The following is a 15,453-nucleotide window of genomic DNA, read 5'->3' as shown; positions in this document are numbered from 1 at the left end:
GCCTCTGACAAGAGGCTCGCAAAATTAAGGCATTGTGAATTTAACTATTTTAAAACAACCGTGCAGAATTTATCAATGTTATAAACTTATTTACAGTCTAATCTTTCAACAACACTATGCCAAAATCCTTTTATATGCAATCTCCTAGTTATATCATTACAGGTTTTTCTTTCCTTAAAACCTTGGTTATATGGATTAATGGATGATGTTCCCTGTGTCATTTTCTGAAAATTTTATATTTTCTATATATTATATCTATTCCCATATATTAAAACAGGGGTTAACAGCTGCCATATTTGTCTGTTATAATTTGTACAGTATATCAAAAACTTTAAGGAGGAATGGTAATGGATATTAAGGGTTCAGTAGCACTGGTTACCGGCGGAGCATCCGGCCTGGGTGCAGCAGCAGTTGAAATGCTGGTCGACAAGGGAGCCAAAGTCGTTGTGGCCGATCTGAATGAGGAAAAAGGGAAAGAATTCGCGGCCAAATTTGGTGACAACGCAGTATTTGTAAAATGTAATGTAACCTCCACCCCCGACAACGAAGCGGCAGTAAAGACTGCCATAGACAAATTCGGCAAACTGGACATCCTGGTAAATGCCGCCGGCATCGGCAGCGCTTCCAAGATCATCGGCAAGGATGGCCCCACCAATCTTGACTGGTTCAAGATGGTTATCGACATCAACCTGACCGGCGGTTTCGATATTATGAGATTGGCAGCTTGGGAAATGTCCAAGAACACCCCCAATGATAAAGGCGAAAGAGGCTGCTTGATTAATGTCGCTTCCGTAGCTGCTTTTGACGGTCAAATGGGACAAGCTGCTTATGCGGCATCCAAAGGCGGCGTAGTTTCCATGACCCTGCCTATCGCCCGTGACCTTTCCAGAGAAGGCATCCGCTGCAACACCATCGCCCCCGGTATATTCGATACTCCGATGATGCAGCTTCTGCCGCAGGCAGCTCGCGATTCCCTGGGCGCTCAGGTTCCCTTCCCGAAACGTATGGGCGATCCCCCTGAATTTGCTCACCTGGTTTGCGCTATTGTTGAGAACCCCTATCTTAATGCTCAAGCAATCCGCCTGGATGGCGCTATCCGCATGGGCATAAAATAGGAGCATTTATAGATATAATATAATTAATATCCATGGGGGTAAGATTTTAAACAGCCGGTCACTCTTAGGTGGTCGCTGTTTTACGTATATTAAAAACAGCCATAGATATAGCCGCAAATTTTTCAACTGTGGGATTATACAAAAAAATGTTGAAGACGCATCAAGCTCCGACTCAACCTTGACAAGGCTAAAAGAGGCATTTATAATTAGGTTTGCTAAATAAATATGTAAGCCAGAGTGTCGGAATTGGCAGACGAGCGCGACTCAAAATCGTGTGCTGCGAGGCGTGTGGGTTCGAGTCCCACCTCTGGCACCACTCCTTGTACCTTGTAACCATATGGGCAATCCTTATGGTTCTTTTATTTGGTTTTGCTATTACGTTTAATTTCGTTTACATATGATGGGAATTTATGGAGCATCTTTGTAAGACTTTAAAATCCTTGCTACTATTTGGGGAGATCTGGGATTACATGATCTGGACGCGGACTCCGCGCAGATGTTTTATCAATATCTCAAAAAACTATAGAAGCTCTAAAGCGTCAGTAGAATATTTGCAGGCGCTTTTTCCTGTTTTTCTGCCTATCATTGAAAAAAAAATCAAAATATTTTAGAATTAGATTATCTATTGCGGGGGAGGAATGGATTTGAGAAAAGATTATTTATTCTTTTTTGTCCTCGTTCTCGCAGCGGCTGTAGTTGCTGGCTCTGCTGTCGGTTTCATCAGCAATTTTGATATTGTTGTGCAGCACTTAAAAAACGTTAACTCACAATCAACCCACTCTTCTGCGCTTGAACCCATAAACACAGCTGATAATGCTAAAGCAATAAGTTTAGAAGAACAAAAGGACGATCAAATATCAGTTCCGGTACAGTCTTTTACAGCCTTAACCAATGGCTCTGAGGAATTAATGGTAATAACCGACCAGGAAAAGGAACAGGTCCTCGCTATGCTGCAAATGCTGGGTATGCCCCAAGGCGGGGATTATAACCAGTTTATCAGTCAGTTTCAGAGCGCTCACTCCCTGCCTTCTACAGGTTGTCTGGATTCCCGGACTTTGCGTGTAATTATAAATGAAACCACTCGTTCTAGAGCTGCGGCTTTTTAACACGTTTATTTGAGCCATGGGGCTCTATTTTTTTCTTCTGAAACCTGCTGTCATTATGGACAGGAGATGGTTTAAAAAATGTCTCTAAATATTGAACTTCATTCTAAAGAGCTATTATTATACCCAATTCTGCAAAACATAGACCAGGGTATTTTGATCACGGATACATCTTTTAATGTGATTTTCTTTAACGAAAAGGCTGAACAGATTTTTCAGCTTAAAGCGGAAGATATTCTGGGTAAATCGGCAGATACCCTTAAACCATCGCTTCTATTTAACCGTATGATCGAAAATCATCAGCGTTTAGTATACGACCAGGTATTCGTTGACGGTGAACAGTATGTTCTAACTAAAGGGCTGCTGGAACTTTCTCCGGATACGTTTGCGGCTTACGCTATAGCCAAACCTGTGGATAACATAGAAGATTCCCATTTTAACTCACTCATGCAGAGTCCATATGAAGGCATTTTGGTATTTGATGAAAACCTACGTTTGATTTATGCTAATCAGACTTGTTATCAGTTTTTCAAAAGTAAATCACAAAATGAACTCTATGATGAAATCGCGCCAATACTTTTAAATACTCGGATTGAAGATGCTCTGCTTAAGGCGAAACCCATGACCGGTGACAGTGTCTCAGTTAAAGGGCATTATTTTGATTTGGTTTATCTGCCGATTATTCGCCACGGACACCCAGTAGGAATAATCGCTAAAAGCTTGCCATTATTCAGAAATGAAAGAACCTGGGGACAGCTTGTAGAAGAATACAATCAAGGCACCGCAAATTACTATTTTCAAAATATCGTCGGAGACAATGCTTCCCTGGTAGAACAAAAAGAATTGGCCACCCGTGCCGCCAAGACCATTTCCACGGTCCTCATTACCGGAGAAAGCGGTACTGGCAAAGAAATATTTGCGCATGCGATTCATAATATGAGTCCCAGAAGAAAAGGTCCCTTTATTAAGGTGAACTGTGCAGCCGTACCTGAGACTTTACTGGAATCGGAACTCTTCGGTTATGCGGAAGGCGCCTTTACCGGGGCTAGAAAAGAAGGCAAACCGGGCAAGTTTGAACTGGCCAATCATGGAACCATCTTTCTTGATGAAATTGGGGACATGTCTTTTGCCATGCAGGCCAAATTGCTGCGGGTACTGCAGGAAAAAGAACTGGAACGGGTCGGAGCAGTTCATACCACGAAAGTTGATGTACGGGTTATTGCGGCTACAAATCAAAACCTGGACCAACTGGTAGCCGCAAACAAGTTCCGGCAGGATTTATATTACCGTTTAAATGTGATTGTTCTGTATCTTCCTCCTCTGCGCGAGAGAAAAGATGACATCGCCCAGGTAAGTCGAGCGCTCTTGCAGCGTTTGAACCAGCAATTAGGAACCAGGGTCAATAAAATCAGCAATGAAGTACTGGAATATTTTAAAGCCTACGCCTGGCCCGGTAATATTCGTGAACTGGAAAATACTTTAGAAAGAGCTATAAATTTCTGTGATAGTGATACAATTAACATAGAACACATTCCGCCACATATTATTAATAACGGCAAAGCAGTTGGCGGCGCTCCAGCCGGCGCCACTTTAGAAACCATATTGGAACAGCATGAAAGAGAAGTGATACTTAATACCCTGCAGCGCTGCGGGGGTAATAGAAGCCAGGCAGCAAGATCCTTAAACATCCATCGTTCAGTTCTTTACCGTAAAATGAACAAATATCAAATTGGTTCCAATTAACTGTCGCTATTTTGCAACAGTGTGGCTAATATGTCTCATCGTGATAAACAGTTTATTTTGGTTTTTTGTGTTGTGCTGTTGCAAAAACGAGACAGCCTATGTTGGCAAGCTGAATATGGATCAAACAGGGAAAACCAAGCTCAGTACAGATGGGACTTGCTTTGATCCGCCTTTTGCGACCGGGTTGGTATGCTTATTGCATATTCATTATGCAATCCCGTGTCGACATTAGTCTGGTAAAGGAGGTGAATTATAACCGACAATTTTTGCAAAAAAGGATTACCTTAATTGTGCATTTGATTAGAAAACATCCATAAAAACAGTTAAAAGATATAAGGGGGTTACTATTAATGGAAATCAATAAAATCGCAGTATTGGGCGCAGGAACTATGGGAATGGGCATTGCCTGGGCAGTTGCCGGAGCAGGCAAGAAAGTCGTTCTCTATGATATTAAGCAGGAAATAGTTGATAAAACTATCGCTCGTATAGGCAAAGGCCTGGCCAAAGCTGAAGAAAAGGGACAGGCTCCCGCAGGCGCCAAGGATTTTGTAACAGGCAATATCACCGGAACCGCTGTTCTCGACGATATCAAGGATGTTGATTTCGTAATTGAAACCGTTTTCGAAAACATGGATGTCAAAAAGGACGTCTACACTAAACTGTCCGGAATCCTGAAAGACGAAATCATTGTTGCTACTAACACCTCATCACTGTCTATCACTGAAATTGCAGCTAAATATAAAGATCCCAGCAAGGTTATCGGCATGCACTTCTTCAACCCCGCTATGGTTATGAAGCTGATTGAGGTCATTCCTTGTCTGCAGACCTCTCAGGAAACCGTCGACACTGTTATGGAACTTTCTAAAGCCCTCGGCAAAAAACCGGTACTCGTCAAAGAAGGCCCTGGCTTTGTTGTTAACAGAATACTCCTGCCCGGTATGAATGAAGCTGCTTTCATTCTTCAGGAAGGTCTGGCCACCGTTGAAGATATCGATAAAGCTATGAAACTGGGCGCAGGCTGGCCGATGGGTCCCTTCACCCTCTGTGACATGGTTGGTATCGACATCGCTCTGGAAGTCTGCAACACTCTCTATCATGAGACTGGCGACTCCAAATACCGCCCCGCTCTGCCTCTGAAGCAGTATGTCCGGGCTGGCTGGCTGGGAAGAAAGACTGGCAAGGGCTGGTACGACTACAGCAAATAATATGTTTTCCCGAAATGGATAGTAGGAGGGTTTAGTAATGTCATATAGAGATAAAGAATATAAGACTATGTTAGTAAGCTTTGAGGACCCGGGGATTTTGACCGTTACCTTTAACCGCCCCAAGGCTTTTAATGCGGTTAATTCCACATTCCTTGATGAAATCTGGGAAATCACCGTAGCGGCCCAGGAAGATCCCGAAGTTAAGGTTCTCGTTTATACCGGCGCAGGACAGGCTTTTGCTGCTGGTGCTGACCTGAAAGCCGTAGCCAATTACACCGCTTTTGAAGCTCGTGACTTCCTGGACAAGGTGCACAGAGCTATTTTCGCGGTAGAAGACAACCACAAACCGGCTATTGCGGCGGTTAACGGCCTGGCTCTGGGCGGCGGCCTGGAAATCGTTATGGCCTGTGACATTCGTATAGTAGCCGATAATGCAACCCTGGGCCTGCCCGAAATTAATCTGGGCATCTATCCCGGCGGCGGCGCTACTCAGAGAATGCCGCGCAACACCTCCATTTGCCTGGCCAAGCAGTATATCTTCACTGGAGATTTCTTCGATGCAGCTACAGCAGAGAAGATGGGCATCGTAAACATGGTTGTTCCCCAGGCAGAAGTAGTGGATGCTGCCAAGAAAATGGCCAGAAAACTCGCCCGCAAATCTCCTCTGGCCTTAAGAGAAGCCAAACAGGCTATTAATATGTCCATGAATATGGATATTAAGTCCGGCTGCCGCATTGAGCAGGTTGGCTGGTCTATGCTGTTTGCCAGCGGAGATCAGAAGGAAGGCATGTCTGCATTCCTGGAGAACCGGAAAGCTGAGTTTAAGGGTAAATAATCATTTACGGTTACTGCCTGTTAGGCACTGTGACCTGTCAGCAGGGAATAGACCACTCACACCGTTTATTCTGACGTTGCCATGCAGGAAACAGTTAATGACAGGAGAACAATAGAGCGGAATCTTAACCGGGGAGTACAAGCTGCTCCCCGGTTTTTATATTACTCTGGCTATGCCTGGTAAACCTTGCCGCGAGGTGTATCATGGTAATCAGGAGTCCGTCTTCTATTATTTTGCTTGCGTCAGGTGCTCCAACAATAACTGGTATACCGGCATTTAGACCAATAATAGCCGCGTTGGACGTAAGCCCGCCTTCTTCAGCTATTAATCCGCCGATACGATCCAGGTATGGCGCCAGGTCACGATGGGCACTGGGGGTTACTATTATATCTCCAGGCTCGATTTTATTCAGATCTCCTTCGTGGTATATAATCCTGGCCTTGCCGCTAACCGGCTGTTTGCCGATTCCCATGCCGTGAACTATTATCTTGCCTGCCACATGAACTTTCATCATGTTGGTCCCGCCGGCTGCGCTGCTGGGCACCCCCGCCGTCAGGATTAAGAGATCGCCATATTCTATAAATCCCGCTTCTAAAGCGGCTTTAATTGATTCTTCCAATAATTCATCCGTACCTGAAGTTTCCGGTATTAAAACCGGTTTGACACCCCAAACCATGGATAACTTTCGCATTACTTCCGGATAACGGGTAGCGGCAATAATAGTGGCCTGGGGCCGGTATTTGGCAACCATCCTGCTGTACGCCCGCCGCGGCTGGCGCTTATAATGGCCGAGGCTTTGAGATTTATAGCCGCAGTACAGGTAGCGTAACTGATAGCATCAGTTACCGACAGGGTTCCTTGCAGGCGGCGTAACCGCAGTATTTCCGCATAAGGCAAGGCCTGTTCGGTTCTTAAGGCGATGCGGGCCATGGTTTCAACGACTCCCACCGGGTATTTACCGGCGGCGGTTTCACCAGACAGCATTATAGCGTCTGCGCCTTCAAAAATAGCGTTGGCCACATCGGAAACCTCGGCCCGGGTGGGACGGGGATTCACTATCATCGAATCCAGCATCTGAGTGGCAATGATTACTATCTTGCCTTCAGCGCTGCATTTTTCCACTACTTTTTTCTGTACCAGGGGTACTTCTTCAGCGGGTATCTCTACTCCCAGATCCCCCCTGGCTACCATGATTCCGTCGGCCACATTGATTATGGCTTCCAGGTTATCTACGCCTCCCTGGCTTTCAATCTTGGCTATAATGTCTATATCGGCTCCGCGTTGTTCTAAAATTCGTCTGATCTCTAAGACATCTTCGGCGCTTCTCACAAAAGAAGCAGCAATGAAATCCACCCGCTGGTCAATACCGAAATTGATGTCATCTCGGTCTTTATCACTCAGAAAAGCCAGGTTAATTCTTACCCCGGGTACATTAACCCCTTTTTTTTCCCCCAATTCACCCCCATTGACAACCTGGCAAATTATATCGGTTTCATTAATGCTTTCTACCAGAAGATCAATAAGTCCGTCTGCCAGCAGAATATGTTTGCCGATTTCCATTTCCTGCGGCAGATTGTCATAGCTTATCTTGACTTCGTTTTCATCACCAGGGACATCCCGGGTGGTAAGGATGAAGGTCTGTCCGCTCTTTAAATTAACCTTTTTATCGCGAAGATTTCCGGTTCTGATTTCCGGTCCTTTGGTGTCCAGCATAATAGCAACCGGCTGCCCGAATTGAGCCGATGCCTCCCGCACATTATCTATACGTTTTTTATGTTCCTCATAAGACCCGTGTGAGAAATTTAAGCGGGCCACGTTCATGCCATTCTGCATCATCTGCAGCAAAACCGGCACTTCCTCACTGGCCGGCCCGATTGTGCATATAATCTTGGTCTTTCTCATAATATTCACCTCGTTTATGAATTAACCACAGATGGACACAGATTGTTCACAGATACACACAGATGATTTTAACAACTATTATAGTGCTTCGCTGCGCTAATGAAATCTGTGTTCATCAGTGTTAAATCTGTATTTATCTGTGGTGAATCAAATTGACAGCATGCGAGCGATTTCCAGCATATTAAGATCCAGGGTGCGGGTGCCTTTTACAACTTCGCCCAGGGGAATAGCATGAATTTTTTCATCAACACCTGCGATCATCATATTGCGGTGTCCGTCTAAAATAGCATCCACCGCCGCTTTTCCCATCCAGGAAGCCAGAATCCGATCAACGGCTGTGGGGGTTCCGCCTCTTTGGGTATGTCCAAGGATAGTTATACGTGTATCCTGACCGGTTCTTTTCTCCAGCGTTTCTTTGAGATCCATTATAGGATAAGCTCCCTCGGCCACTACTATTATGCTGTGTAATTTTCCTCTTTTAATGCCTTTTTCTATTTTGCTAACAATCTGGTCAAAATCCGGTTCTATTTCCGGTATGAGAATAGATTCCGCTCCGCCGGCCACACCGGCATAAAGCGCTATTTCACCGCAGCGCCTGCCCATTACCTCAATAATAAAAACCCGTCCGTGCTGGTGGCGGTATCACGGATACGATTAATGGCTTCCAGGGCCGTGTTTACCGCGGTATCAAAACCTATGGAACGGGTGTACACTACATCGTTATCAATAGTTGCCGGTATACCTATATTATTAATGCCCAGGCGTGACAATTCCATGGCTCCGCGCAGGCTGCCATTTCCTCCAATAACCACCAGGTGTTCTATTCCTTTTTGCCGCAGGTTATTATAGGCCTTTTGCCTTCCTTCTTCAGTCATGAAAGCCCGTGAACGGGAAGTACGTAATATCGTGCCCCCGCGGTGTATAATGTCTGCTACCGAACCAAGAGACATTTCAAAAAGTTGTCCGGCAATAAGGCCCTCAAAACCCTGGTATATTCCAAAGACTTTACAGTCATGATAAATGCCGGCTCTAACTACGGCCCGAATGGCCGCGTTCATTCCCGGGGCATCTCCACCACTCGTAAGCACCGCTATACTCTGCAAGAGACTCCTCCTGAACAACCACGAAAAAGCGGCATGCGCCTTAACCGGTTCTTATTATGATGTGGCTTTGCCTCCTGGAGAACCTTCGCTGGTAATTACCCCATGCTGGCTGTAAATCTCGGCCTTGCCCCGAATTTTTATGGCTGAGGTATGTTCCGTAAACTGGAGCACGATTACCTCACCCCGGTCCAGCTTTTCGGTATGGTGAAACCGGGTATCCCTGCCTCTGGTGAGACCCATTATGGTTACCCCATTCTCCAGCGCTTTAACCACAATATAGTCTTCTCCCGAATATTCCTCGTTCATGCATACACCCCCACAATAAAATTAACCACAAATTAACAGATATTTTTCTGTAATAACACCAAAAGAACAAATTTGCCCTCGGGCGGCCAGCGGTGGCGTTTTAGATTGCTTCTTAACAACAATTTAGATTGGTCCTTATTCTGTTAAAAAACATCCGTGTTTAATCTGTGCGTATCTGTGGCTATTTACTTTTAGTTGTACCATACGTTGCTTTGGCCGCAGATGGCAGCCAGTTCCTTTTTTAAAGCCAGGCTGGCCTGGACGTTAAAGCTTTCGTTCAAAGCAATTACACGGCGGGGAGGCAGGTGCAGGTACACCTCAATGTCGCCGGGGTTATTAGCGATAAGTTCCATAATACCCCTTTTTTTATCCTCATCTTCATAATCATCGCCCGCCAGGCGCAGGTGCAGTTCCCGCAAACGACGAGGCAGGTTTTGAAGCCGTCTTAAAGACAATTTGGGAGTCTCATCCCTGGTATCAAGAAATCCCTCCACAATTACAGCCTGATCCGCGTTCAAGCGCTCCATATTCTGGCGAAACGCTGAGGGAAAAACCATTACTTCCATGCGCCCGCTCAGATCTTCCAGGTCAAAACGGGCATAACTATCACCTTTGCGGCTCACGCGGCGATTCAGGTTTAATACTGTGCCTGCCACTCTTACATATTCATCCTCCGTAATATTTTGCAAATCAGCCAGTTGATGAGTCGTGATACAACTTAGTATGTCCCGATAGGCATCAAGCGGATTAGCCGAAACGTAGAAACCCAGAACTTCTTTTTCCCGTCGCAGCTTCTCCTGATTGTCCAGCTCACCCTTGACCGCCACCTGCGGTTCTTCTACCAATTCGCTGACCTCACCGAAAAGCGACATCTGCTGGCTGGATTCACTTTCTTTTATTTTCAAAGCCAGGTTCAAACATTCATCCATTATGGATAAGGCCTGTTTGCGGGTGATGCCCAGGGAATCAAAACAGCCCGCCACGATTAAATTTTCCAGCATACGTTTGTTAAGCTGCCCCGGGTCAACCCGGCGGCAGAAATCAAACAGAGAACTAAAAGGACCGGTTTTTCTAATTTCCACAACCTGTTTTACAGCGTTAATGCCTATATTTTTTATGGCTCCCAGGCCAAAACGGATTCCTCCCGCAGCAACTGAAAAATTTTCGTAGCTTTCATTAATATCTGGCGGCAGAACATTTATACCCAGCCGCTGGCATTCTTTCAGGTAATATACCACCCTGTCCTGATTGTCTATAACGCTGCTTAAAAATGCACACATGTATTCTAAGGGATAATGGGTTTTTAAATAAGCTGTCTGGTAAGAAATCATAGCGTATGCCGCTGAATGGCTTTTATTAAAACCATAGCCGGCGAAACTTTCCATGATATCAAAAAGCCGGGCGGCCACCGCGCCATCAATGCCCTTCCCCACAGCTCCATTAACGAATTTATCCCTTTGCGCCATTAACACGTCGGGTTTCTTTTTCCCCATAGCCCGCCGCAGTTCATCGCTTCGCCCATAGTAAAATCCGCCAGTTTGCTGGCCACCTGCATAACCTGTTCCTGATACAGGATCACCCCATAGGTTTCCTGCAAAATATCCTCCAGCATAGGATGCAGGTATTCGATTTTGCGCCGCTTATGTTTGCAGTTAATAAAATCCTCTACCATACCGCTGCCCAGGGGACCGGGACGATAAAGGGCGATTACCGCGATCAGGTCCTCAAAGCGATTGGGCCTCATCTCAGTCAATAATCTTCGTAATCCTTCGCTTTCCAGTTGGAAAACCGCTACGGTATTGCCCGAGCTAAGCAGTTCATACACCGCCGGGTCATCCAGGGGAATATGGTTTATATCCAGTGCCAATCCCCTGGTTCTGTTAATTATCTCTACGGCACGGTCAATAACCGTCAGGGTTCTAAGCCCCAGTATATCCATTTTTAACAGGCCGATATCCTCTACAGTTTCTTTGGTAAACTGGGTGACCACATGTCCTTCCGGGGTCTTCTGCAAAGGCAGGAGGGTACTCAAAGAATCCTTTCCTATCACTACTCCCGCGGCATGTATGGAAGCATGTCTGGGCATGCCTTCCAAACCCCGTGCCAGATCCAGCAGCTTGCGGGCATTGGGATCGTTATTATAAGCCATCATCAGTTCAGGAGATATCTCCAATGCTCGATTCAGGGTAACCCCAAGTTCAGCCGGCACCATCTTGGCGATCTTGTCCACTTCGGCATAGGGAATATCCATCACCCGGCCGACATCCCGAATAGCGGCCCGGGCAGCCATTGTGCCGAAGGTTATGATCTGGCCACTTTATCAGCGCCATATTTTCTAACTATATAATCAATTACCCGGTCGCGTTTCTCAAAACAAAAATCTATATCAATATCGGGCATACTTACCCTTTCGGGGTTTAAAAAGCGTTCAAACAGGAGCCCGTAACGCAGGGGATCAATGGTGGTTATATTCAAAACATAAGAAACCAGACTTCCGGCAGCCGAACCGCGACCTGGCCCCACCGGTATTCCGTTCTCCCGTGACCAGTTGATTAAATCCTGTACGATAAGGAAATAGGCCGCAAAACCCATGCGCTTAATAATATCCAGTTCATAATCGAGGCGCTGCTTCAGCTCTTGACTGGCGGCGGGGTATTTTAACGCAAACTTTTCCCGGGTCAGTTTATCAAGGTAGGTTTCTGCGGTATATCCAGGGGGCAAATCAAAAGCCGGAAGATGAAATTCATCAAAACGAAAATCCACCTGGCATTGTTCGGCAATGACCAGGCTGTTAGCAATCAGGTCCGGCCGGTCGGGAAAAAGCTCTTTCATTTCCGCTGCGCTTTTCATGTAGAATTCGCTGCCAGGAAAACGCATGCGGGAGGGATCACTTAATACGGTAGCGGTTTGAATACAGAGCAAGACATCATGCAGGGTATAATCCTGACGGTTTATGTAATGAAGGTCATTGGTAGCTACCAAGGGAATACCGGTTTCATCAGCCAGTTTTAACATGGCGGGATAAACCTGTTTTTCTTCGTAAATGCCATGATCCTGGACTTCGAGATAAAAATTATCTCTGCCAAACAGATCCCTGAACCAGCAGGCCGTCTGTTTAGCCTCCTCATATTTATTAGCCAATAAAAGACTGGGGATTTCCCCGGCAATACATCCTGACAAAGCAATAATTCCTTCATGATAAAGCTCTAACAATTCCCGGTCTACCCGAGGCTTATAATAAAACCCTTCCAAATGTGCTCGGCTGACAAGCTGTACCAGATTCTTGTATCCAATATTGTTTTTGCATAACAGGGTAAGATGATAGGGATTATCATCCAGGGATTTGTCCTTATCCAGACGGCTGCGCGGGGCTGCATACACTTCACAGCCGATAATCGGTTTTATACCCTGTTTAACGGCTTCACGGTAAAAATCAATTACGCCGTATAATACTCCATGATCGGTAATAGCCACCGCCGACATATCCAGTTCCACGGCGCGGGCCACCAGGGCTTTAACCCTACAGGCTCCGTCAAGCAGGCTGTATTCGGAATGATTATGCAGATGGACAAAACCCGACGCCATATTCTTATCCTCTCTGAGCTACATCACATGGTTTCCCGCCGGTGATGGCACATAATTGTTCATAACTGATGGGCAGAGCGGTGTTGCTGCCTCCGGCGGCAGCATATACGATCTCATAACGTTTGAGACTCTCATCCAGAAAAACCGGCACCGCAGTACGCAAAGCAAAGGGACAGACACCCCCCACATGAAATCCGGTAACCTCCGCTACTTCATCCGCTGTGGCCATGCGGGCTTTAGTCCCGGCTAATTGACGAATAGCCTTGCTGTCAATTCGGATATCTCCCGCAGATACAATCATAAAATAATCTTCATTTTTGGTTTTAAAAAGAATAGATTTAGCGATCTGCCCAACTTCGGTGCCTAATGCCTCTGCCGCCAGGACAGCCGTGCTGGTATCCTGCTCAAAAATAATAATCTGTAAATCAGGGTCTCTTTCCTGCAGATACGTTCGTACCCTTGCTATAGCTTCCAACTTTTTCAACCTTTCGCAAACTCTAATTCACTATACATTATAGCTTTATTTTCCTTGTGAAAACAGACGGTGAGTGCTCTGTTATCTCACCCCACAGCTAATAAATTTAACCCCAAGAGTTTTTACCATTTATATAAATTTTTTCTATTATAAAGCAGGAATTTTTGTTATCATATAGAAAATACCAATTACTGGAATTTATTAAGGGGGATGGATAAAGGTGTTTTTTAGTTTTCTGCACAAAGATAATCCCTGGGGGCTTGATATTTCACTGCTCCAAAATAACAATCCCGATGAGGTTTTAGGTTATTTTTATAGCTCCTATTTAAAGCTGCCTATTAATACCTATTTAGAAGTAAAACGGCTGGCAGCCCAAGAACCAAACCAGGAAGCCCCGCTGCATAAGTGGATGGATTTTATCGATAGAGATTTGGGAGCTGTGCCTGACCTGGAGGCTATGATCACTAATGAATATCTGGAAACGATAGGCCCTTTCTACTACCCGTTTACCAACACCCGTTTTTATTTAACCCGGACACAGATACCACAGCAAAATTTGCTTACCGCTCAGGATATGGGAATCCTTGCGGATATGAAAAATCAACCGGAAGCCAACCAGGAATTGCATGCCTATTATAAAACCAGAAAAAACGCAAAAAAGACCGCGCGGACCGAAAGTGAACTCATCAAAGACATAAATATGTGTTTGTCTGCGCTGCGGGAAGTGGAAAAACTAAATCGCCATATGAACTTTATCAATAAAATGCTGCAAAACCGAAAAGCTCTCGTAGAGCAGAAGGACTTGCTGCCCCTGGAACCGGACTGTCTGCCCGATAAACCGCAAAAAGATGAACCCGAGACGGCTATCAGCAGCAACCTGATTCCCTTTAATTTCATTAACCGCAAGAAAAAAAGCGGCGAGAAGGAGAACAATTACAACCATCACATGAAAGTGTACATCATCCGCTATCGGGAATATGAAAAGGCCTGTGACCGTTACAAAACGGTTTTGGAACACTGGAGCACCTATTACAGGGTATTTCTCGATCATTGTTACGAAGATATCAGGTATTTTGAAGAACAATTACGGGAAGCTGAGGCCAAGCTCCACATCTATAATTCTATTCTGGTTAAATCTTTTATTAACTCCAATTACCATGATATTAAAACCCTGAGCACTTTTCGCTATTACCTGGAAACGGGCCGGTCTCATACTGTGCAGGATTGCATGAATCTTTATGAGGAAGAAACCCGTTGGCTGGAAATAAAGGCCAGTCAGGAAAGGATTGAAAACACCATTTATTTTATGCAGACCGGCAATGAAAACTTGCTGAAGGCCGGAGAGCAGGTAGACCAGATATTGAAACGGGTAAATGATAAATTGGAGGAAAAAAGGGCTTAGTGTTACAACTGGTATGACTCCTTATCATCGCGCAGGAATAATTTGAATAATACCATTCCGCCGGCAAAACCGCCCACATGAGCCCAAAAGGCTATTTGTCCGCCGCCGTCGGTTAAAAGACCGGCGGTACCGCTGTATAATTGCGATAAAGCCCAGAATCCCAGAAAAACCCAGGCGGGAATGGTTATTAAAAAAAAGGGGGGGATAAAAGTTAAGACACGCGCTTGCCGAAACATGATAAAATAAGCCCCCATTATACCGGCTACCGCGCCAGATGCACCTACTACCGGAACATTCGAGCCGGGGTTTACCAGATAATGGGCCAGGGCGGCAATGACTCCGCAAATTAAATAAAAGAGCAGGAAACGTCCCTTGCCCATTTGGTCCTCCACATTATCCCCGAAAAGCCATAATGTCCACATATTGCCTATGACATGCATCCAGCTTCCATGCAGAAACATTGAACTAAGAAAGGGCAGATAGCTGAATATATCATAAGGATACTTTTCTATCCGCGCCGGCACCAGGCCAAAAACACTCAGGGCTGAATCCAGGGCCGGTCCCAGCATAACTTCCTGATAAAAAATGTATAAATTAATTAAAATGAGCAATACGGTAATCACCGGAAAGTGGCGGCTGGGCGTGCTGTCCCGAAGCGGAATCATAATTTTCTCCTTTG

The 15,453-nt window shown here is 45.5% G+C and carries 12 protein-coding genes, 1 tRNA gene and 2 pseudogenes; 7 read left to right on the top strand and 8 right to left on the bottom strand.

Annotation, left to right across the window (positions count from 1 at the left end):
- Positions 1-347: 347 nt before the first annotated feature.
- From JCM14374_RS02870 to JCM14374_RS02845, 6 genes are all read left to right on the top strand, one after another.
- Positions 348-1,115, top strand: a complete 768-nt coding sequence (locus tag JCM14374_RS02870; RefSeq protein WP_054693235.1) for a 3-hydroxyacyl-CoA dehydrogenase — start codon at positions 348-350, stop codon at positions 1,113-1,115.
- Positions 1,116-1,346: 231 nt separating this feature from the next.
- A tRNA-Leu gene (locus JCM14374_RS02865) sits at positions 1,347-1,431 on the top strand.
- Positions 1,432-1,759: 328 nt separating this feature from the next.
- A complete protein-coding gene (locus tag JCM14374_RS02860; RefSeq protein WP_054693232.1) occupies positions 1,760-2,221 on the top strand; it encodes a hypothetical protein in 462 nt (153 codons plus the stop codon).
- Positions 2,222-2,299: 78 nt separating this feature from the next.
- A complete protein-coding gene (locus JCM14374_RS02855) occupies positions 2,300-3,961 on the top strand; it encodes a sigma 54-interacting transcriptional regulator (protein WP_054693230.1) in 1,662 nt (553 codons plus the stop codon).
- A gap of 356 nt (positions 3,962-4,317) precedes the next feature.
- Entirely contained in the window at positions 4,318-5,166 is an 849-nt protein-coding gene (locus JCM14374_RS02850) for a 3-hydroxyacyl-CoA dehydrogenase family protein (protein ID WP_054693323.1), read from the top strand.
- Positions 5,167-5,203: 37 nt separating this feature from the next.
- Complete coding sequence (locus JCM14374_RS02845; RefSeq protein WP_054693227.1) at positions 5,204-6,001, top strand: enoyl-CoA hydratase/isomerase family protein; 798 nt, start codon at positions 5,204-5,206, stop codon at positions 5,999-6,001.
- A 124-nt stretch (positions 6,002-6,125) separates the two neighbouring features.
- On the opposite strand, the gene JCM14374_RS15570 is transcribed toward JCM14374_RS02845, so the two are convergent.
- From JCM14374_RS15570 to JCM14374_RS02820, 7 genes and pseudogenes are all read right to left on the bottom strand, one after another.
- Positions 6,126-6,752 carry a pyruvate kinase alpha/beta domain-containing protein gene (locus tag JCM14374_RS15570; protein WP_369397274.1) on the bottom strand — a complete coding sequence of 209 codons (627 nt, stop codon included), beginning with the start codon at positions 6,750-6,752 and terminating at the stop codon, positions 6,126-6,128.
- Complete coding sequence (gene pyk, locus JCM14374_RS02840; RefSeq protein ID WP_369397273.1) at positions 6,692-7,903, bottom strand: pyruvate kinase; 1,212 nt, start codon at positions 7,901-7,903, stop codon at positions 6,692-6,694. The genes JCM14374_RS15570 and pyk overlap by 61 nt, the downstream gene beginning before the upstream one ends.
- Positions 7,904-8,050: 147 nt before the next feature.
- Positions 8,051-9,006 (bottom strand): annotated as a pseudogene (gene pfkA, locus JCM14374_RS02835) (6-phosphofructokinase).
- Positions 9,007-9,060: 54 nt separating this feature from the next.
- The gene (gene mtrB, locus JCM14374_RS02830; RefSeq protein WP_054693224.1) at positions 9,061-9,312 is read right to left on the bottom strand and encodes a trp RNA-binding attenuation protein MtrB; all 252 of its coding nucleotides are present in this window, start codon (positions 9,310-9,312) and stop codon (positions 9,061-9,063) included.
- A 191-nt stretch (positions 9,313-9,503) separates the two neighbouring features.
- Entirely contained in the window at positions 9,504-10,778 is a 1,275-nt protein-coding gene (locus JCM14374_RS14350; RefSeq protein ID WP_242848790.1) for a helix-hairpin-helix domain-containing protein, read from the bottom strand.
- Positions 10,779-10,796: 18 nt separating this feature from the next.
- Positions 10,797-12,825, bottom strand: a pseudogene (locus tag JCM14374_RS14345) (hypothetical protein); the annotation flags it as partial.
- Positions 12,826-12,901: 76 nt separating this feature from the next.
- On the bottom strand, positions 12,902-13,372 hold the full coding sequence (locus JCM14374_RS02820) for a YbaK/EbsC family protein (protein WP_054693321.1): 471 nt from the start codon (positions 13,370-13,372) through the stop codon (positions 12,902-12,904).
- A 220-nt stretch (positions 13,373-13,592) separates the two neighbouring features.
- On the opposite strand from JCM14374_RS02820, the gene JCM14374_RS02815 reads away from it, so the two are divergent.
- Positions 13,593-14,774 (top strand): hypothetical protein, encoded by a 1,182-nt coding sequence (locus JCM14374_RS02815; protein WP_054693221.1) that lies wholly within the window; start codon positions 13,593-13,595, stop codon positions 14,772-14,774.
- A 2-nt stretch (positions 14,775-14,776) separates the two neighbouring features.
- Here JCM14374_RS02815 and JCM14374_RS02810 read toward each other — a convergent pair whose 3' ends face one another.
- Complete coding sequence (locus tag JCM14374_RS02810; RefSeq protein WP_054693218.1) at positions 14,777-15,439, bottom strand: rhomboid family intramembrane serine protease; 663 nt, start codon at positions 15,437-15,439, stop codon at positions 14,777-14,779.
- Positions 15,440-15,453 lie beyond the last annotated feature (14 nt).

Origin of the sequence: Syntrophomonas palmitatica JCM 14374 (genome assembly GCF_001311885.1) — a bacterium.
Classification (GTDB): domain Bacteria; phylum Bacillota; class Syntrophomonadia; order Syntrophomonadales; family Syntrophomonadaceae; genus Syntrophomonas_A; species Syntrophomonas_A palmitatica.
This window is presented reverse-complemented; position numbering and strand designations above follow the sequence as displayed.

Coding starts and splice junctions, on each gene's coding strand:
- mtrB (WP_054693224.1), bottom strand. CDS start 9,312: ATGAACGAGGAATATTCGGGAGAAGACTATATTGTGGTTAAAGCGCTG.
- JCM14374_RS02845 (WP_054693227.1), top strand. CDS start 5,204: ATGTCATATAGAGATAAAGAATATAAGACTATGTTAGTAAGCTTTGAG.
- JCM14374_RS14350 (WP_242848790.1), bottom strand. CDS start 10,778: ATGGCGCAAAGGGATAAATTCGTTAATGGAGCTGTGGGGAAGGGCATT.
- JCM14374_RS15570 (WP_369397274.1), bottom strand. CDS start 6,752: ATGGTTGCCAAATACCGGCCCCAGGCCACTATTATTGCCGCTACCCGT.
- JCM14374_RS02810 (WP_054693218.1), bottom strand. CDS start 15,439: ATGATTCCGCTTCGGGACAGCACGCCCAGCCGCCACTTTCCGGTGATT.
- JCM14374_RS02870 (WP_054693235.1), top strand. CDS start 348: ATGGATATTAAGGGTTCAGTAGCACTGGTTACCGGCGGAGCATCCGGC.
- JCM14374_RS02855 (WP_054693230.1), top strand. CDS start 2,300: ATGTCTCTAAATATTGAACTTCATTCTAAAGAGCTATTATTATACCCA.
- pyk (WP_369397273.1), bottom strand. CDS start 7,903: ATGAGAAAGACCAAGATTATATGCACAATCGGGCCGGCCAGTGAGGAA.